General features: G+C 38.8%; 18 protein-coding genes. 5 read left to right on the top strand and 13 right to left on the bottom strand.

All coding sequences use genetic code 11. The features are described from left to right. Nucleotides 1–8: 8 nt before the first annotated feature. The 8 genes from PHU20_RS04730 to PHU20_RS04765 all read right to left on the bottom strand — a co-directional run bounded on the left by PHU20_RS04730 (nt 9) and on the right by PHU20_RS04765 (nt 7,483). The gene (locus PHU20_RS04730) at nt 9–920 is read right to left on the bottom strand and encodes an HlyD family secretion protein (protein ID WP_338040877.1); all 912 of its coding nucleotides are present in this window, start codon (nt 918–920) and stop codon (nt 9–11) included. Nucleotides 921–1,008: 88 nt separating this feature from the next. Next, nucleotides 1,009–2,130, bottom strand: coding sequence for a TolC family protein (locus tag PHU20_RS04735; protein ID WP_476703471.1), 1,122 nt, complete (start codon nt 2,128–2,130; stop codon nt 1,009–1,011). 126 nt (nt 2,131–2,256) lie between these two features. Next, the gene (locus tag PHU20_RS04740; RefSeq protein WP_274824194.1) at nt 2,257–2,868 is read right to left on the bottom strand and encodes a TetR/AcrR family transcriptional regulator; all 612 of its coding nucleotides are present in this window, start codon (nt 2,866–2,868) and stop codon (nt 2,257–2,259) included. Nucleotides 2,869–2,957: 89 nt separating this feature from the next. Further along, nucleotides 2,958–3,683 (bottom strand): LytR/AlgR family response regulator transcription factor, encoded by a 726-nt coding sequence (locus tag PHU20_RS04745; RefSeq protein ID WP_274824195.1) that lies wholly within the window; start codon nt 3,681–3,683, stop codon nt 2,958–2,960. Further along, nucleotides 3,680–4,711 carry a sensor histidine kinase gene (locus PHU20_RS04750; protein ID WP_274824196.1) on the bottom strand — a complete coding sequence of 344 codons (1,032 nt, stop codon included), beginning with the start codon at nt 4,709–4,711 and terminating at the stop codon, nt 3,680–3,682. The genes PHU20_RS04745 and PHU20_RS04750 overlap by 4 nt, the downstream gene beginning before the upstream one ends. A gap of 14 nt (nt 4,712–4,725) precedes the next feature. After that, nucleotides 4,726–5,070, bottom strand: a complete 345-nt coding sequence (locus PHU20_RS04755) for a DUF4907 domain-containing protein (protein WP_274824197.1) — start codon at nt 5,068–5,070, stop codon at nt 4,726–4,728. A gap of 485 nt (nt 5,071–5,555) precedes the next feature. Next, nucleotides 5,556–6,572, bottom strand: a complete 1,017-nt coding sequence (locus PHU20_RS04760; RefSeq protein WP_274824198.1) for a Kelch repeat-containing protein — start codon at nt 6,570–6,572, stop codon at nt 5,556–5,558. A gap of 11 nt (nt 6,573–6,583) precedes the next feature. After that, a complete protein-coding gene (locus PHU20_RS04765) occupies nt 6,584–7,483 on the bottom strand; it encodes a hypothetical protein (protein WP_274824199.1) in 900 nt (299 codons plus the stop codon). Between the two features lie 273 nt (nt 7,484–7,756). Between PHU20_RS04765 and PHU20_RS04770 the strand changes: the two genes are divergently transcribed. Together PHU20_RS04770 and bamG are read left to right on the top strand one after the other, a co-directional pair. Continuing rightward, nucleotides 7,757–9,001, top strand: coding sequence for a DUF4270 family protein (locus PHU20_RS04770; RefSeq protein ID WP_274824200.1), 1,245 nt, complete (start codon nt 7,757–7,759; stop codon nt 8,999–9,001). After that, on the top strand, nt 8,988–10,232 hold the full coding sequence (gene bamG, locus PHU20_RS04775; protein ID WP_274824201.1) for a BamG family beta-barrel-assembly machinery protein: 1,245 nt from the start codon (nt 8,988–8,990) through the stop codon (nt 10,230–10,232). Before PHU20_RS04770 ends, bamG begins: the two co-directional genes overlap by 14 nt. 107 nt (nt 10,233–10,339) lie before the next feature. Here bamG and PHU20_RS04780 read toward each other — a convergent pair whose 3' ends face one another. Next, nucleotides 10,340–10,660 (bottom strand): helix-turn-helix domain-containing protein, encoded by a 321-nt coding sequence (locus PHU20_RS04780; RefSeq protein ID WP_274824202.1) that lies wholly within the window; start codon nt 10,658–10,660, stop codon nt 10,340–10,342. A gap of 702 nt (nt 10,661–11,362) precedes the next feature. On the opposite strand from PHU20_RS04780, the gene PHU20_RS04785 reads away from it, so the two are divergent. From PHU20_RS04785 to PHU20_RS04795, 3 genes are all read left to right on the top strand, one after another. Further along, entirely contained in the window at nt 11,363–14,419 is a 3,057-nt protein-coding gene (locus PHU20_RS04785; protein ID WP_274824203.1) for a SusC/RagA family TonB-linked outer membrane protein, read from the top strand. Nucleotides 14,420–14,507: 88 nt separating this feature from the next. After that, nucleotides 14,508–15,869, top strand: a complete 1,362-nt coding sequence (locus tag PHU20_RS04790) for a RagB/SusD family nutrient uptake outer membrane protein (RefSeq protein ID WP_274824204.1) — start codon at nt 14,508–14,510, stop codon at nt 15,867–15,869. Between the two features lie 71 nt (nt 15,870–15,940). Then, nucleotides 15,941–18,256, top strand: coding sequence for a zinc-dependent metalloprotease (locus PHU20_RS04795; protein ID WP_274824205.1), 2,316 nt, complete (start codon nt 15,941–15,943; stop codon nt 18,254–18,256). A 156-nt stretch (nt 18,257–18,412) separates the two neighbouring features. On the opposite strand, the gene PHU20_RS04800 is transcribed toward PHU20_RS04795, so the two are convergent. The 4 genes from PHU20_RS04800 to PHU20_RS04815 form a co-directional block, all read right to left on the bottom strand. After that, entirely contained in the window at nt 18,413–18,655 is a 243-nt protein-coding gene (locus PHU20_RS04800; RefSeq protein WP_274824206.1) for a DUF6520 family protein, read from the bottom strand. Between the two features lie 77 nt (nt 18,656–18,732). Further along, nucleotides 18,733–19,164: a MauE/DoxX family redox-associated membrane protein gene (locus PHU20_RS04805; protein WP_274824207.1), complete on the bottom strand. Its 432-nt coding sequence runs from the start codon at nt 19,162–19,164 to the stop codon at nt 18,733–18,735. A 94-nt stretch (nt 19,165–19,258) separates the two neighbouring features. Then, the gene (locus PHU20_RS04810) at nt 19,259–20,236 is read right to left on the bottom strand and encodes a helix-turn-helix domain-containing protein (protein WP_274824208.1); all 978 of its coding nucleotides are present in this window, start codon (nt 20,234–20,236) and stop codon (nt 19,259–19,261) included. Between the two features lie 58 nt (nt 20,237–20,294). Next, on the bottom strand, nt 20,295–20,666 hold the full coding sequence (locus PHU20_RS04815; protein ID WP_274824209.1) for a DUF7793 family protein: 372 nt from the start codon (nt 20,664–20,666) through the stop codon (nt 20,295–20,297). Nucleotides 20,667–20,714 lie beyond the last annotated feature (48 nt).

Consider the following 20,714-nt stretch of genomic DNA (forward strand, 5'->3'; position numbering starts at 1 on the left):
GTTGTTTTTTAGTGAATATTATCGGTTGAATTCTTAAGCCATACTTCTGCCGGCATTCCTATTTTTAAGCCACCATCATTTACCACATCAACCTTAATGGCATAAACCAATGCTACCCGCTCCTCCTTGGTTTGAATGATTTTAGGTGTGAATTCTGCTTCTGAAGCTATCCAACTGATATGTCCTGTGTACGATCTCATACTATCATCAGAATCGACCTTAACTATTACTTCCTCTCCAATGCTAATTGTAGAAAGTTGAGTTTCACTGATGTATGCACGTAATTGCATGTTGTTTAAATCCGCTATCTTATATAGGGGCTTGCCAAATGAAAACACCTCGCCTTGTTCTGCATAAGTGACTAGGACAGTGCCCTCGATAGGGTTGACGATTCTACTCTTACTTATTTGGTCATCAACTTGCTTTAACTGTACATCTATGGATTTGAGCTCATTGAGCGTTGATGCATTTTGGATCTCAATACTTCTAATTTGTTGGTTGAGTACGTTTATTTCCCCAATAATATCGTCCAATTGTTGTTGGGTCCCAGCGTTATCCTGAATTAGCTTTTCAGTTCGGACTTCATTGATTCGCGCTGTTTTAAGTTTAGCTTTTAAAACAGATATTTCAGAAAGGACACCTTTTGATTTTGAGGATATAATTTCTTTTGATGTATATAATTCTTCCCGTTTAATCGTCAGAGGAATGGTATCAATGAAGCCTATGAAAGCTTCTTTTTTGATAACATTGCCTTCTTGAACATTGAACGACATGAGTTTACCATTGTTCTCTGCCGAAATTATAATTTCAGTTGCCTCAAAGTTTCCATAACCATCCGCCCCATTGCTGTCGCCATTGCATGAAATCAAACTCAAAACAAGTAAGCTTAATACTATTAAATTTGTCTGCTGCATCTTCATTTTGTTTATTTTTAAATGTTTTTATCCTTAAGAAATGATCTTAATACTACTTTTGTTGATTGCTGATTCGTAAATAGGAATTTTGTGCTTAATTCCCTTTGATAATATTATAATTTGATTTTGCCAATTCCAGTTGAATTGTATGGGTTACTAACCGGTTTTCTTCTTCATATAAATTTGTTAATTCCGTAATGTAGATAGATGTGGTAATTACCCCGTTACGCAATTGAGACTCGGTGGCACTTAAGACTTCCCTTCTTAGAGCTATAATTTCACTATCTTTCACTAATAATTCCATTAACTTTTTAATATCGGATTCGTGCTGGTCCAGTTCGATATTCGTATTCAGTTTAAACACCTCTGTTTCATTATCCAGAATGTCCTCGTTGATTTTTAAGGCCCTGCGTTCCTTTTTGTTGGAATTCCAATCAAAGACATTCCATTTTAATTTCAAACCAACCGTATAGAAACCTTGAAATGAATTGTCAAGCATATTCAATCCTGGATTTCCAAGGCCACCATCAACAAAACCAGAGAGTTTTGGTGCATTTTCAATGGCCAACAAGGAAGTAGAAGCTTCGATTTCCTTTTTTTTGAGGTTGAATAATTCTAGTTCCGGACGTTCTATTTCAGAAGTCATGGAGGTATTGACCATAGGGGTCTCAAACACGGTATTTTCATCTAGAACTATTCCTATTATTGAAGACAAACTACTGATTAATGATGCCTTTTCTTTCAAAGTTGATTCAATATCCTGTTCTATTTTCAAAAGTTCTACTTCTATGGTCCTATCCGATGTCGGGAGAAGTGTGCCATTTGCGATACCGGACTTCACTTCTTTTAATTTGGTGGTTAACTGCTCCTGTTTTAAAAGTAAAAGTTGATGCTTTTCTTGCATTAATAATATTGAAAAATAGAATTGGTTAATCTGGGACTTTAATTGATATAGGTCAACCTCGATTTGTTTTCTACCTGTATTGTATTTAGCGTTATTTAAATCCGATTTAATATTAAGTCCCCCTCCGTATATTAATTGGTTTACGGTAAGATTGGCTCGATACTGCTCCTTGTTTAAGGATTCTACGGTGTTTCCCGTAATAGGAATCTCGATCACGTCAGATTGATACGTTCCTTGTGCGGATAGTCCAACTTGAGGTAGTTTTTTAGCATTTATGGAAGATCTTTCAAATTCTTGTTGCGAATTGAGCATTGCCGTTTGTTTTGTTAATGGATAGTTTTCATTAACAAGCTGGTAGCACTCTTCTAAAGTAAGCGCCTTTTGAGACCACGACATTGTGGTCAGTAATAAAAAAATAATTAAAATAGTAAGTCTCATTTATTTACGTTTTATTGAATTAATGATAAAATCTGCTACTTCGGTTTTTCGGGTTTTCAATATTGACTTATAAGTATTTGGATCACTGTTCGTTAGCCCTCTTATAAAGGGTTCAGCCATACAAGGGAAAATATTCAAGGATAGAATGTGTATAAATAATTGTTCTGGATTAATAGGGATTAAAATACCTGCCCGTATTTCCCTTTCAACTTGTATCTTGAACTTTTCAATATTGGGAAATTTTGGATGTGTTTTTAAGCTGTCGAAAAAGTCCCCATTTTCATTTAATTCGTGAATCACAAAATTTGATAGATGAGGATGCTTTTGTTTAAAAGCAAAATAGTTTGAAGAGAATCTTCTTATTTTATCTTCAATTGTAGATTCGTCATTGATAATATCGTCTATTTGTGGTGCCACTATGTAGAAGACATTGTTGAAAACCATCTCATAGAGTGTTTGCTTATTTTTGAAATAGTAGTGGATAAGCGATTTATTGACTTCTGCCAAATCAGCGATTTCCTGCATTCTTGAACCATGCAGGCCTTTGGCCTGGAATATCTCATTTGCAGCTCTTAAAATTTGGTCTTTTACCTTTAATGATCTCATATTCATAACTATTACGTTTAACCATTTGGTTTAACCAAATGGTTAGTTCAGGGGTGTGAAATTCCCGTCCTAATGTATTTTTTACTTAAGCCTTCTTAAATTCCTATTCTCTCAAAAAATGCCTCTTTGTAATTTTCCCCTATTGGAATTCTCTCACCATCAATAATTACCTTATTTCGTTGTAGCAGTTCGATTTTTGAAATATTAACTACATAGGATCGATGTATTCTGATAAAAAGAGTGCCAGGTAATTTAGCTTGGAAATCCCTAAAATTGGTGAGGGTCAATATCTGACCATTCGTTTGGGTAAACACTTTTAGATAATCCTTAAATCCTTGTATATATTTTATGTCACTTACCAATATTCTAATATTATCATATTCCGATTTGATAAATACGAAATCATCTTCCAAATGCACTCGATTATTACCGACCTGGGTTTGAACATTTTTATTCAATTCTGTGAATTTCAGCTGTTGTTTGGCCCGTTGAATAGCTTTTATGAATCTTGGAAAAGGTATGGGTTTGACCAAATAATCTATGGCATTTAACTCAAAGCCTTCCAAGGCATACTGCGGATAAGCCGTCGTAAAAATGAAAATAGGTCTATTGTCCTCGAGGGATTTTATAAAATCTATACCATTAATATGATGCATTTCTATATCCGAAAAAATCAGATCCACAGTATGGTCCTTTATAAAGTCAATAGCTTCCAATGCATTGGCAAAAGTACCTAGTACGGTTATGGAATCAACCGATTCACAGTAGGACTCCAAAACCTTAATGGCCATTGGTTCATCATCAATTATAATACAATTCATAGCAAATATATTTCCAAATACACATTGTAATACTCTTCTTCAACACAAGTCGTCAAACTATAATTACCTCCATATAAATACTCCAATTGGGATTTGATATTATCCATACCAATTCCTGAATTATCTATATCCTTCTTTTTTAATCCTATGATATTCCTTACTTTAAAAAAAAGAAAACCTTCATCAACAGTAATGGTAATATCAATAAAAGTTCGACCATCATGGGTAGTTCCGTGCTTAAAGGCATTCTCTATAAAGGAAATCAACAACAAAGGATAAATTTTTAGATTCCCGCAATCCTCATCAATTACCAGTTTTATGTGTTCGCTGTCGGCCAATCGTAATTTTTGTAAAGAAATATAATTGTTTATATATTCGATTTCCCTCTCCAATGACACTTTGTTCTTTCCTACTTCATACAACATATACCGCATTAGTTCCGAAAGTGTGATGACCGCCTCCGGTGCATCCTCCGATTTACTTCTTACCAAAAAATAGATACTATTTAAAGTGTTAAATAAAAAGTGGGGTTTTAATTGTGTTCTTAAAAATTGAAGCTCCATTTCCTTCTGCTCCTTAACCTTTATTTTATCATTTCTTTCACGTCTATAAAAATCATTCGCTAATCCAAAAACACCACCTAACAAGAAAAAAGATAAGGAAAAAACAGTAGGGGCGATATAGCGTATATTGTGTATTTTGAGCAAACCATTTTCCGTTTGTACGGGATGATTTAAAAACCTGAAGAACGAAACACCAAAAATACTGATTATCAAATAGTTAAAAACAAGCAACAACAATATGGAAAAAACAATGTACAACCCGATTCTTTTCTTCAATAATAAATAAGGAACCAGCAAAAGGCTATTGCTATAAAATAAGATGGGATTAAAAATCAACCTTGTAATCATTTCATTGGGCACATCTCCAATTTCAATACTCGCAACACTAATGGAAAACATGGAAAAACAAATCCAAAGTAATACATGCACTAAAACCTTCTTTATATTATTCTCTAAGACCGTCATTATTATCTATTGTCCTAATTTTTATATTCTATCCTATTTTCCTCTAAGTCCTCTGCTGTGATTATTGGTCGCTTATTGTTTTTTAACTTAGTTAAAACCAATAGCCCAATTTTTTTTGCATCCTTTTTTGTTTTAAAATACTGATTTCCAATAACTCCTGGTATTATTTCCTGTATCACTATGATTTTATTGTCTTCTAATATTTCATAGCCCCAACCATGTTCGGTTTCCTTTACGATCAATTCCAAAGAGGAATCGGATTTATTCATTTCTACTTGCCTGTAAAGAAGCATACTAAAATATGTTACAACAATGGTTATCGTAAAAAACACTAATATGTATGTAATTATTCTTTTCATGTTCAACAAAAAAATGGGTCAGGTAAAGAAATTTGTAACCTTATGCTAAACCACGATAACAATATCGATACCTGACCCACACACTAACCAACCAAAATTATTTTAACTACTCAAATATTATCCGCAATCATAGCTTTCACCATATTCAAAATATAAATCCAGTGCGCTTTTGAATTAATAATGGCCCTATCGATCAATCTTTAAAAAAGAGTCTGGTATAGGAAATTATTTTATGACACAACCAATACCAGACTCAACCATCATCATCACTCAACATTAAGCATAAACAACCAAACGACTTTATCCAAGATCATTAATCCAACTATAGAATCACATAACATCATCAAATAGAGCGAGGCATTCACGATGTTAAATTCATATATGGATCCACACCACATTACCCGACTTGTAAATACAACCAAATCATATATTGAAGGGGGTATTTATAAAAACCCAATACTAGTCAGGGACGAGTCGAGCCCTTTTTAATTATCATCTTCATCTTCCCACTCAAATGGGAAAAATTCCATAGTATCATCTAAATACAAGGTACCATTCCTGCCAAGGGATACAAATGCCCGCTCCCCATTACCAAAGGAGATGGCATCCTGCCTTGCATTTCTTTCGAATGATAATTTTTGTTCCCAAGAGTTGTTTTCAGGCCTATATTCCCAAATGGTCTTCATAGCACCAGGTCTTTCCCCACAAGCGATATAGCCTCTTCCAGCCATACTAAACCCTACAGCGCTGGCTCTCATAATATCCAAATAATCATCATCATAATCATCATGGTCCAGATTTTTAAACGAACTCCATTGCTCTGTGTTAACATCAAACACCCAAAAATCTTTTACATAAACACCATTATTCACTCCGGTACACAAGTAAACCTTATCATCTATTTTGAAAGTTGCGGCCTCTCTACGTTTATCTCCCCCAAAACCTAATAATTCAGTCCACGTATCTGTTGCTGGGTCATATTTCCAAAAATCCTTTTTATCCCCATCGCCGTCATATCCAGTCCCAACATACCCATGGCTGTTTGAACTAAACCCTACCGCACCCCTTCTGGGACCACCGCCATAATCTGCTATAGGTATCCAAGTGTTACTACCCGTATCGTACTTGTAAAAGTCACTTAATTCTTCATTTATATCCCCATTATAACCGGCTCCTACAAAACCTTCATTTCCAATTGTAAAAGAAACTGCGGAACTTCTTACCATGCCCGGATAGTCAGCCAACTGCTGCCATGCATCAATATCAAAATCATACTTCCAAAAATCCCCTAGATAATCATCCCCGTCATAACCTGTCCCCATATAACCATTATTGCCAACACTAAACGCCACAGCGTTGCTTCTAGGCTCTTCATTAAAGGAGGAACGTTTCGTCCAGTTACCCAAATCATCATCATCATCATCTGATGAGCAGCTAAAAGTTAGCGATAAAAAACCAATCATTAAAAGAATAACAAGGCTTCTGTCTAATCGTTGTTTCATTATAATGTTTTTTAATTTAGTTTATATTTAACTCCAAAGTTTATGCAAAGAGATTCGGTAGATCCAAAAGAATAGATTTCTGTATCATTGGTATCCAAAATCCTTAATTCAGTATTGGGCAAATAAGAAATTCCGAAACTCACTGCCCAATAATCATCAATTATCGAATTGTAATCCATCCTAATTACCAGCGTTTTAAACTCTAGTTTACTATTTAAGATCGTGTCCGTGCCATTTATAGAAATACCCTCAGAAGTATTTGTGTAATTACCCTCAGGGTAAATCAAAATATCAAAATCATGATATTCATTCAGGCTATACCTTAAACTGCTCAAAGGAAAACCAATAGTATAATCCCAAGATTGATTTATCATATTTGAATAAGAAACAAAAGGAAATAGCTGGGGCTCCCCGAATAAAATATCGTAATAAAGACCAAAAGCCATTTTTGCCTTTCCATTGGAAATTGAAGAGTCCCACTCTTTACCAATTTGTATGTTCCCTGCCAAAATCATATCGTCACTACCCAATTCTCTTTTAAGTGTAGCGTTTAACTGTGGTGTAAAACTCAGACCGACACTCCAATTCCCATTACATTTTTGTGTGTATGTACTTGTTAAACCTATGGAATATGAGTCTTCGAAAGACCCAAACAATCGGTTCTCCCCAATATCATTAAACCTACGATTCCAGTATTCAAGACCCACTCCAAATAGTAGGGTACCTGTAGCATATGTTTTAAATACATCCATACTTATTGATTTCTTAGTCATTTCTACATCACCAACATTAGTATACAATGAATAACCACTAGTTATTGTTGATTCGCTATTTGCTTTATTCAATGGTCCTTGAGCCTTCATAAACAGCATGCTTCCAATAAAATAAAACAAACTAAAAATCCTCTTCATGAAGCAAACCTAAAACCATAAATCCAGTTTATTAAATGAAATATACCAGGGCCTCTTAACAATCTACTAATCCATAATTATGATCTGTTAATTTTTTATAGAGTGTTTTCTGTGTTTCATAGAGCTAAACCACTGCTGTGTATAATTTAATTCTTTGGGTTGCTCCCATACTTTTTATTTGCATCTAATTAATTCTTTATAATGATGAACAAGTGTATACTAATTTCGTTATTACTTTCAATAATAACCAGTTGCTCGTCCAATATGCAAGAGATGCCAACTTTGGTCGTGGGTCAAGAATTCACAAACTCCGAAGTCAGGGTAATCAGCATTGACACCTTTGATGTAGAGTTAACAACCTTTAAGTTCGATAGCATAATTACATCCAATACCAATAGGATTTTAGTAGGACAATACGAAGATGACTATTTTGGGGAAATCAAATCATCAAGCTATTTTGAACTCAATGGTTCTAACTTCAACATCGATGATGAAGCAGTCATAGATAGTGTTGGTCTAATACTAGGTTATGACAAGTATTTTTATAATGATACGACCAGGGTAAGCACAATCAATATTCATGTATTAACGGATTTTCTAGAATCTGATGACCAAGCATTTTATAATACCAGTAACGTACCTTATAGCCAAATACCTACAACAACTTTCGAATATTATCCCGAACCGAATAGTGATTCACTTTATATACCATTGCCAATAAACTTCGGAAATAATATTTTTCAGGCAATAGTTGACGAAATTGATGATAATGATGATTTAATCCAAACATTCAAGGGGATTACCCTACAACCAGGACAACAAGATGATGCTTCCATCACTGGTTTTTCCAAACGCAGTGAAAAAACATATGTCAGGTTTTATTACAAGGTGCCTCAAGAAGATGGTTCTGACGAACGCACGTTCGATCTATACATTAACCCTAACCCCATATCGTGTTTTAATAAAATCAAGAATACGGTTCCCAATCCAGATCTTGAAGATCTTACAAATCAAGAGATAAATATAAATTCAACAGCGACCAATAATATAAGTTATTACCAATCAGGCACAGGGTATACAACACGAATCAGATTCCCTACAATTCGTAATGTATTGGATATCACTGGGGAAGGCACAGTCTTAAGTGCCTTCTTACATTTGAAACCTAAAAAATCCTCGTATTCGGATTTACTTCCAATTATTGACTCACTTTCCTTATATGTAGTTGACCAAAACAATACTATTTCTGACCAAATCACACATTCCTATGGCGGGGCATATGCAATAATAAATTCCAATAATGAAGAATTCAATGAATTGTATTACAACATACCTGTATTGCGTTACATCGACCGAAAACTCTATCAAAGTCCCCTAATCGATGATGCTTTGATTCTAATACCAAAAGACAATAACTCAACCGTTAGTCGAATTCTATTCTCAGACACATATTTAAATGAAGGCTATACAACTAAACTGATAATTACTTATGCACTCTATGAAAATGAAGACGATTAACGCTACGGTAATACTAATTGCAACTTTGGGGTTCACTAACATCCATTCACAAGCAAATAATCTAACCGGTTCCCCATATTCCCTTTTCGGATTAGGGATCGAAACCAATTCCAATGTAGGAAAGAATAGTGGTTTAGGAAAATCCGGGGTTGCTTCCGATATCTACTCCAATATCAATATTCATAATCCCGCTTTATTCGCAACCATTCCTAAAAAGCGATTTTTATTTGATGTAGGTTTCTCTGCGGAAATAGACAAAGTTTCCAATGGCAAGGATAATGAAAACAGAGGTGCAGGTAATTTTTCCAATATAGCCTTGGCATTCAATACGAATGGCAAATATGGTATTGGGCTTACCTTAATGCCTGCAACGGATGTAGGTTATGCCCTAATAGGGGTTGAAACTGAAGTTGAAGGTAGCGAACAAAGCTATATAAGTAATGTTATAGGGTCCGGAGGTCTAAACACTGTACGATTGGATTACGGGACAAGCATTCTTGATAGTTTAAATGTAGGCTTCAACATTTCATACTTATTTGGTAAGATTGATGAAAATGAAACCGTACGAATAAACAATAGTATGCTTAAAATTACCAAAGAAAATTACTATAGAGGTGCCCAATTCGGAGTTGGGTTTCAATTAAAACACAACAATTATAATTGGGGGTTAGTTGTTGATGCCCCCGTAATATTAAAGGCGAGTAAGGATACGGAAATAAATAAAACTTCGGATTCAGATTACATAATCGTTGAAAACGAGTACAATGAATCCATTGATGATTTTATTCTTCCCTTAAAGGTAAAACTAGGGGTAAGCGCAGTTTATAATAAAAGTCTTACACTCAATCTTGACTATAAAAGAAGCTTTTGGGATATGACAGACCAAGAAGATAATATCGGTCGTTTTTCCGATCAAGATGTTATTGCACTTGGGGTAGAATACACAATAGACAAATACGCGTTCAACTATTGGAAACGAATCGATTTTAGGGCCGGATACAACTATGATTCAGGATATTTGAGAATAAATGATAAAAAAATCCAAGCTAATTCACTCTCATTGGGCATTGGTCTACCCATTGGGTTCAAAAACAACAATACAATCAATATTTCATATACGTATGGGAAATGGGGCTCAACAGAAGATATCTTAATTGAGCAAAACTTTAATTCAATAAATTTAAATATATCCCTATCTGATATTTGGTTTATCAAGAGAAAGATAGATTAGTTTTTCATCCAAGATCGGATTTGTAGAAAATTCCCCGGTATCGATTGATTGGACAGCAGCACTTTTCCGGATTTAAAGATTTCAAATATTAACGTATTGCAATTTTTTTATCCAAAATCCTCAGGCTTCCATTCAAACTCAAAATCGAACAGTTCTTTTGGGTGGACTCCCATGCCTGTAGAAAGTTCCAATATTGTAGACATTTGAATATTTCTTTTACCTTTCTCGATTTTACCAATATCACTATAATCAATATTACAACGGGTAGCCAATTGTCGTAAACTTAGATTTTGAGAATTTCTTAACCTTTTCAAGTTGCGACCAAAAAGTAATAAAAACTTTGTACCATGCATATCAATCTCCATATAATCTCTTGAATGTACAATGTCCCCAGTTTTCAATAAAAAAACGTGGGTATAATTACCCACTATTAATTTTTTTATTATATTTACTTATAGTTACATAAATTTGCGATTCTTCGTATAGAACATATTTGAAGCTTTCGCTTAGAGTCTCTGTTAGAAAACTGGTAATTTTTGCACCTGAGATGATAAGCAGATTGCTCACGACCCGGGCGTGGGCTCTCTTATCGGTGCACGGTATACCAGTACCTCTAACAGATAAGTTGAGTTTCACGCCCAACTATTCTTAGCGCTTTTTGAAGATTTGTTTTTAAGGGTTTCGCCAAACCATCAAGGTTGAAATGGAAAATAAATTGATTGTGCTTTTTTTTAGATTAGGGGCAATACAACTGTTCCCATCCAAATATGGGAATGAAGAAACCGTATTTGATCTCCTCTTCAAGAAAAAGCCAAAAAGTCCAATTTAATCCTTGGTAGTAGTTATGGGTTTTCTACCACATTGAATTCCGGTTGACGACATCACTTTTGCCCATAGCTGACGAGAACGAATACTTCATGGTAGCCGGCCATAAAACGCATTAAATACATTTTAACATGTTCCCTATCCAAGCCTTAACAACACTTGGACCGGACAACCTATGGGTGTTATCAAAAGGAAATGCCTTGCCATATCCATTAACCTGTGGGTTCCGAAGGGAAAATCACGTCCGTCAATTCCCTTTTTCGGGACATTGTGGGATACCAATGTCTAACAAAACAACTTGAATAATGAAGAAAAAACAACGTTTAACGAACAGTCTAAGCTTACTGCTTACCGTATATGCTTTACTCTCTCCCCTATTTAGCCTTAAACTCGAGGCCAAGTATACGAATACCCTAAAAAGTATTACGAATCAAAACCGCTTACAAACCACTATTTCCGGATTAATTACCGATACCAATGGACAACCCATTGGAGGCGTGACCATACTAGTGGAACAAACGGACAAAGGGACCATATCGGAAATGGACGGTACATACAGCATTCGTGTAGCAGGCAATGGCCAACTTATCTTTTCGGCAATGGGTTTTAAGACCCTAACGGTTACCATCAATGGCAGGGAAAAAATCAATGTAACCCTACAGGAGGACATCACCCAGTTGGACGAGGTTGTCCTTAATGCCGGGTATTACACGGTCACGGAGAAAGAACGTACCGGTAGTATCACTACGATCAAGGCAATAACCATGGAAAAACAGCCAGTGGGCAATCCTCTGGCCGCCATGCAAGGGCATTTGTCCGGTGTGAACATCATCCAATCGTCAGGGGTACCGGGGGGTGGTTTTAATGTTGAAATACGTGGTCGGAATTTTATCGATGGAGCCTCCGACCCCTTATACCTTGTTGATGGTGTACCGTACAACGCCCAATCCCTTGGTTCATCCAATGTTTCCGGTCAAATCCTTGGGGGAAACATCAGTCCCTTAAATGCCCTGAACCCAAATGACATAGAAAGCATCGAGGTATTAAAGGATGCCGATGCCACCGCAATTTACGGTTCCAGGGCAGCCAATGGAGTGGTGCTCATTACCACTAAAAAAGGAAAAATAGGTAAAACACGGTTCGACGCCCATCTAAGTACTTCCCTGGGGAGGGTATCAAATTTCTTGGACCTAATGGACGCGGAACAGTATCTGGAAATACGAAGGGAAGGAATCACGAACGATGGTTTTGGTCCGTTCTTGGAAGATCCAGCATTCGATTATATTTGGCCGGATATTAAATCTTGGGACAACGACCGTTATACGGATTGGCAAAAAAAGCTTATCGGAGGCACCGCCTATAGAAACAATGCCCAACTCTCCGTCTCCGGAGGATCCTCGGATACTCAGTTTCTGGTCAGTGGGGCCTACAACAAGGAGACCACCGTATTCCTTGGGGATGCCAATTATAAAAAAGCGACCCTTCACAGCAACCTGAACCACAGCTCCAGTAACAAGCGGTTCAAATTCAATCTTTCTACCAGCTACACCAATGAGAAAAACAGGATGCCCAGAACCGATTTTACCAGTAAGGCCTACACATTGGAACCCAATGCCCCGGAACTTTATGATGCTGAAGGTAATATCAATTGGGAAAACAATACTTGGGACAATCCTTTAGCTGCCATGGATGAAAAATTAGAGGTGACCACAAATTCCCTCATCGCCAATGCACTGGTCTCCTATGAAATCATACCCGACTTGGAACTTAAATCCAGTCTGGGTTTTAACAGCTATCGCCTGGATTCCTATAGGACCTTGCCAAGTTCGGCAAGAAACCCCAATCTGGGTTTAACACCCCAAAATTATGCCTCGTTGACCACCAATGGTTCCAAAAGGAACTCTTGGATCGTGGAACCACAGTTGCATTGGAAGAAACAATGGCAAGAGCTCAAGTTGGATTTCCTGGTCGGAACGACCTTCCAAGAGGAAAACACCGAACAGTTTATTCAAAAGGGAACAGGTTTTCCCAATGACGGACTCCTGCGGAACCTGACGGCCGCCAACACCTTGGAAGTGCTTCAGGATGCTGATAGCGAATACAGGTACAATGCCCTATTCGGGCGCCTCAACCTGAAATTTCGGGATAGATATATTCTGAATTTCACCGGACGCAGGGACGGATCCTCCCGATTCGGACCCGGAAAGCAGTTCGGGAATTTTGGTTCGGTAGGCATGGCATGGCTGTTTTCGAAAGAAAACAACCTTCAAGGGAACTCCTTATTAAGCTATGGAAAGCTACGGGGTAGTTTTGGTACCACGGGAAGCGATAACATCGGGGACTATAGGTTTTTGGACACCTATAATGTCACTGGATTCGATTATAATGGTACCACAATTTTGGAGCCAACCGGGATATACAATCCTTTGTTCGGATGGGAAGAGAACAAAAAACTGGAAGCGGCCTTGGAACTCGGTTTTTTTAAAGACCGAATCTTGATCAACAGCTCCTGGTACCGAAACCGTTCGTCGAACCAACTTATCGGAATTCCATTGGCCGCAACGACCGGCTTTTCCGAACTGACCGGGAATTTTGATGCCACCGTGGAAAATTCAGGATTCGAAGTGGATATCCGAACGGTAATTTTTCAAAAAAAGAATTTTACTTGGTCGACCACACTCAATTTGACGGTACCCAAAAATAAACTGGTGGCCTTTGAAGGATTGGAAACGTCCACGTTCGCCAACCGCCTGATCATAGGCGAACCCTTGACCATCGTAAAATTGTACAATGCCTTGGGCGTGGATCCGGAAACAGGGGTCTATCAATTCGAGGATTACAATGGGGATGGGGCGATAAGCAGTTTGGAGGACAAGCAATGGGTGGAAGACTTCGGACCCAATTTTTATGGGGGTCTGGGCAATACCATCACCTTTAACCATGTAACCTTAGACTTTTTCCTTCAGTTTAAAAAACAAAAGGCATTCAATGAAATTGCTTTTGGAGCCACTCCGGGATATAGGGGTAATTCCAGTACAGCCCTATTGGATAGATGGCAACAGCCCGGGGATAAGAATCCCATCCAAAGGGCTTCCGGCGGTCTGGCATTTGGAGAGGATACCGGTGCCCTTCAGAAAAGTAGCAATGCGGCCGTTTCCGATGCCTCTTTTATTCGATTGCGGAATATTTCGATCAATTATAAAGTACCCGATTTAGGGAATGGGCTGGACCTGAACATATACGTACAAGGGCAAAACCTCTTGACCCTAACCAACTATAAGGGACCAGATCCCGAACAACCTTCCAATACCCGATTACCACAGTTGAGACAGATTACGCTCGGACTTCAATTAGGCTTTTAACCATAATCTTGATACTATGCAATACAGGACAATTATAACAATCAGTAGAACACCCGGTACGAAACACTTTTTTAAACAAACAGGTAGGATGCCACGAATTACCCTGCTCCTACTAGTACTGGGACTTTTCAGTTGCTCGGACTTTGTTGAAGTGGGACCCCCTAAAAATATTTTGGTTTCCGAAACGGTCTTCAATGATGCGGCGACAGTGGAGTCCGCTTTGGCGAATATCTATTTTAAGATGCGGGAACAGGGCATGGTTTCCGGTAATTTCGGCCTGACCACAGGGTTGGGCATCTACGGCGACGAATTGGATTATTATGGGTTCGATACCGGATATTCACAATTGTACCTTCATAACGTTTTACCTAGTAATGACGTTATCACGGGTTGGTGGAGCCAGGGGTATAACCTCATATACAGCGCCAATGATGTAATCAAAGGGGTCGAGAACTCAAGTAGGCTGACCGCAATGGAACAAGACCAATACAAGGGACAGGCGCTATTGGTTAGATGTTATATGCACAGCCTTTTAGTATTCCTATTCGGCGATATCCCCTACATCATCACCACCGACTATTTGGACAACAACATTGCGGTACGCAACACCGAGACAACGGTAATGGATAACATCCTATCCGACCTCACTTTGGCCGTGGACCTGTTGGAACGCACCGATAGTACTTCCGAAGAACGGGTGCTACCGGATCAATGGGCTGCCAAGGCCTTGTTGGCCCGGATGCACTTATATGCTGAAAACTGGGAACAAGCAGCATCGATCGCAACCGAACTCATTGACAATTTTATGTTGGAAGCGGACCTGGAGAACGTTTTCCTAAAGGAATCCCCCGAAACCATATGGCAGCTCAAAGACGGGGAGAACCCAAAGAATACCCAAGTGGCCAACCAACTGGTCATCCGATTCATTCCCGGCCAGACCTACAGTTTGACCGATGACCTATCACAGGCCTTTGAAACCGGTGATCTACGACAGACCCATTGGACCGATACCTTATCCGATACGGACAACACCGTTACCCTACGGTTTGCCCATAAATACAAGGCCACCTTGATCGAAACGGAATCCTTGGAATATTCCATTCTGTTCCGATTGGCGGAACAATACCTGATCCGTGCGGAAGCAAGGGCACGATCTGGGGATATTTCGGGTGCACTACAGGACCTGAATTCCATCAGAAATAGGGCTGGATTACCGGATACCACTGTCGGTACGGTAGCGGATGTATTGGACGCCATATTTCAAGAACGGCGTGTCGAACTTTTTACCGAGCAAGGATTACGCTGGTTCGACCTCCAAAGGACGGGTGCTGCTGGAGAAGTCCTCGGGGGTTTGAAGACGAACTGGAAACCAACGGATGTACTGCTTCCTATTCCCGAAACGGAACTGGAAATCAATCCAAATCTTTTACCACAAAACCCCGGATATTAAAATTATCCGATATCATACATACTATACGCTATAGCCTTAAAAAAGGCTACGCACTTTAAATATTCAACACAATGAAAAAAAATATAATCCTTCAACTTTTGTTCCTGTTGATCTTTTGGAATCCATCCCATTCCAGAACGAGGACCATGGACAATTTAGCCGATGCAAAACCCATTAAAAGCCTTTTTTTAAGCTCTTTTATCACGGGGGACCAACTCTACTTGAATATCCCTGAACCTATATTGGACAAACCAATGCTGTTCGTTCGATACGAAGGAAATTACAGACGCAAACACATGCAGGTGGTCTGGTCAAGGCATCAGGATAAAATAGTACTCAAGCCCCAAAGCATAAAATCCACGGCAGGAATCATCATTCCCTTTAAACGAAAAGTTCCCCTAATGGAAAATATCCTCGCCATATTCCCAGTAGAAAATAAAGAAGGTAGCCCGAATAGCTATTGCATCAACATCACTGATCTTGTATTGCACCTTGATATAGAATGGCCCCAATTCCCTGGAGGATTTTCCGGAAATGCCATTCCCCAGATTTCCCTACTTCTTGGAGCTAAGGATTTTGAGGATCAGGTCTTGATCAAGACCAGTCGTGGAACCCTGAAAGATGGGTCAAAGGTCTCCTCCCCTATTTTCTTAAGTTTCTGCGCCTTGGGGGAACCTATGAAAGCCAGACGCCATGATTATCGGATGGGGTATTATAACGAGGAAGTTTTTGGTATCGGTTACGGAATCGATACCGAAGGTACACAAAACGACATTGCCAATATTAGTCGATGGCGCCTTGAAAAGAAATATAAGGACCAAAAAATAAGTGTCCCGGTCAAACCCATCACTTTCTTGTTAGCTCCCGAAATTCCAAAAGTATGGAGACCTTATGTCATAGCTGGAATCAGGGAGTGGCTCCCGGCTTTCGAGGCCGCAGGATTCAAGGATGCCATTGTGGTCAAGGAAACCGATCGTTTAAGTGATTGGGACAGGCATAACATCCATAATAACATTGTATACTGGTCACCCAGAAAATATTTTAGGGGTAACGAAAAAGAGGATGATGCAGGTAAGGCTTCCTTTATCAAAGATTACAGAACCGGAGAAATCCTAAGGAGCGATATTATCTTAGGCGCCGCGCGCCATACCTTCGAGAACTTCTACTTTACCAGAGCCGCACCATTGGATAAAAGAGCACAAAAATTGCCGTTTCCCGACAGCCTATTAGGAGAGCTGTTCCAACAACTGACCGCACACGAAACGGGACATGCCCTAGGGATAATGGACAATAACTATGGGGAGGCCCAGTATCCCGTTAAGAAGATGAACGATATCGCTTGGCTGAAAACCATGGGGTTTACCCCAAGTGTGATGAACTCTACCAGGGCCAACAACATTCCCCAACCCGAGGATAGTATACCTCCTGACTTCCTAATATCAAAAGTGGGACCAACGGATGTATACGCGATTCAATGGGGCTACTCGGAATTTACCGAAGGATTGGATGAGAAAACCGCTTTGGAGCGCATCGTCAGACTTCAGGATTCCATTCCATGGTATCGCTACAATACCAGTCCTCTAGAAGTGGTCGGTCCCGCTAATACCAATGAAGTTGTGGAAACCAATGACCCGATTAGAAGTACACAGTTGGCCATGAAAAATTTAAAAAGGACCATTGCACTATTACCCCAAGCATGCTCCAACACAAAGGACAATGTAAGACTGGAAGACCTTTACAAAAAATGTATGGAATTATGGTATTTACAGATGCGCCAAGTAGTTTCCTTGATAGGTGGCTATGACATCCAGTACAAATCCTTGGACCAACCTGGAAAAATATACACCCCAATGGCACTGAAGTCTCAGAAAGAGGCCCTTGCCTATATCCTCACCAATGCTTTCGACCCTCCAGAATGGTTAACGAATCCGGCTTTTAGCACCAGAATCAACTATAGTAGTTATCCAGATTATATAGTATCGTACCAGCAAAAATTACTGCACGAACTCTTAAGGCCCCAAAGGTTCAAGCGTTTCGAATATTTAGAAACCGTAAATGGCTATCAGAAATCGCTGATCAACTATCTGACAGCACTGCAATCAGGGATATTCAGTGAAATACAGAAAGATCCGGTGCCTATTGGACGTAGAAAGCAGGAAATTCAAATGACCTACTTGGATAAGATAAAGGCTATACTGGAACAAGAACGAATAAACGTTGATCCTGACAGGAAAGCCATGGACTATACCGATTATTCCAAGGGGCTACTGCTACAACAATTGGTTTCCTTAAGGAAGGAAATCGAAAATCACATAAAAAAAAGTGAAAAAGTCCCTTCGTCAGGTCATTGGAAATTAAGCTTGAAAAAAATAAAGGACATATTATAACTAAACTGCCAGGCCTTTGTTCCAGGGCAGTGAAAAGTATCCATGGATCCAGAAACTAAATATTTTCTGACATGGTGATTTGTAATTTTGAATTAGCTAAAAAAGGTGCCTTTTAATGAGGCACCTTTTCTTTTGACATCTGTGTCAAACTAAGGCTCAGTCCTTACGTAATTCAGTGGTCAACGCGGGTTCCGCATACAATTGGTGCCCGTTGAATTGACATGAAATTTCACTGCCTTGCCCACATTCATTCTCAACCATGGTGGACTGCACCCCAAGGATGGGATGGTTGTAATAGGCTATTCGACTAACCGTTTCGGCTTCTGATGCAAAGGCAAAGCCAAGGGCCATGACAATGGCGAGAGCCGGTAACATGAACTTAAAAAATTTAGTTTTCATACGATAATAATTAAAGATTACTGCCTACTCTTTTTTACAGGTTTTCGGCTTATCCTGTCCCTACGTAGTATTTTTGTTTATTCTGATGCTATGTTTTTGGAATAAAAGATTCCAAGCGCTGTAAGTGCCAGTAAAGCAATATTGAATAGGATGTGATCCTTCCATCCCAAAGCGGGAATGACCCCTACACAGGAACAGGGTACAACATCACTAAAATTCAAGATCAATAGGATATAGGTGGTAAAGAGGACTATCAAGCCGAAACTGGCAAAAAGGGCCTGAAGCCTGAATGTTTTAAAGAAAAGTAAGACCGAGACTACAAGTTCGGCTACCGGTACCATCCAGGCCATGATATCTGTATAGCCCCTTAATATAGTAGGTTGGGCCAATTGTAAACTGAATTCCCGATAATTCAAAAGCTTGGTCGTAGCCGCATATAAAAACAGGGTAGCGAGTACCATGCTTATGCTATAAGCAATGGGTTGCTTGAACTTCTCTATGTGAATCATATCGTTTGTATTGATATGATAAAAATAGAGGGTCCTATTTACTCATAAAGGATCGTTTAATATCCGTTAGGTAGTAATTGGAATATTTTACAGATCAAGGGTCTTTTCTAGATATTTTCCGCAATTCACTTGGCGCATAACCATACGTTTTCTTGTAGACCCTTGAAAAATGTGGGATGCTCTTGAACCCTGTTTTATAAGCAATCGTCTTTATGGTGAAATCAGTATACTGAATCAACATTTTGGCTTTTCGAAGCCGCTCCTGTAACAAAAACCGATAGACACTGGTTCCGAAAAGCTCCTTAAAACCATATTTAAGCTTGAATTCATTAGTCCCCAATTGTAGGGCAAAATCCCGTAACGAGGGCAAATCTTTCTCAAGATTGTTAAGGATAAGATTTCTTCCTTCCCTGATTTTTCGAATATCCTCAAAACTCAATTTGGGACGGTTCTTTGTGGTCTTCCGTTCATTGCCTGAACCTGTTGTCTCCTTCTCCTTATAGGATATGATATCTTGCCTTTGAAGCTCGTCCCTTTCTTTCCGATCCTTGGAAAAAAGAACGACAGTAACCCAAATCCCATTATCCTGGTTGTGCTGGCCTTCACAGGAACCAATGTGACAGGTATGCGGCAGTAATAGGCCTTCCCTTGAAACAAACGTAAGTTCCATTGAAGTTTCATAAAACCCTTTCTTACCTATTTTTTTAAGAAATTTGGTCCATCTTTTTTTGGACTTTGCGTTGAGTAATGCATCAAAAGGTTTCTTGAGCAAATCTTCATGTAGGTAGGACAAGGTCAAACAAGTGCTTTTATTCACCCCTTTAATGACGCCTTGCATATCCAACAAAAAATTCAATTGGATCAATTGGTTTACGATACCATTCAAATTTGCATATCCTTGGTGAATCAATATTTCCTGGATTTCTTCGGCCAACATATTCAAAACAAGGATTATGGACTCCAAGCTGTCATGGTTGCCAGTGCGCTCCAATCTATAGAAAAAATTGCCACTGGCCATTTCCATCAACATCCTGTTGATCTTGTTCAGGTCCATTTTTCTCAATTTATCCATGATCGGTTTTCTGTTTTCAATGAAATGTTCACATTCCTAAACCATTTAGTTTACCCTGTCATTTTGTAAGAAGAAATAGTTTGGCAGCTTCAATATCAAAAAAGACCCTTGAAGGTATGGGTGGATTACTGATTCGTAAATAAAACGCTGATAGCGCTTTTGAAATCGTAGGCTCAACAACATAAGCTACAACGATTACCAGGACAGACCCTTCAATGGCCAAATAGTCCCTAGCGGATTTGTCCACTGCATAGAGTCCTCTTATATCACATAGGACTTTATAGGACAGACCTTCTTGTAATTTAAGGCGATCTTCTACTATACGTAGGGCTGCCGGCAAATCGATAGTCACCCCTGATTTATATACGATATACAAGATACCATCTTGAATATGGTAGGAGGCATATTCATTTTCTTTAAAAAAAGACATTGTAATAGAAAACTGGTTAATTGTCTAAAGTTAGTAAATCGTCAACTC

The sequence above is a fragment of the Maribacter polysaccharolyticus genome (assembly GCF_028882255.1).
GTDB lineage: Bacteria > Bacteroidota > Bacteroidia > Flavobacteriales > Flavobacteriaceae > Maribacter_A > Maribacter_A polysaccharolyticus.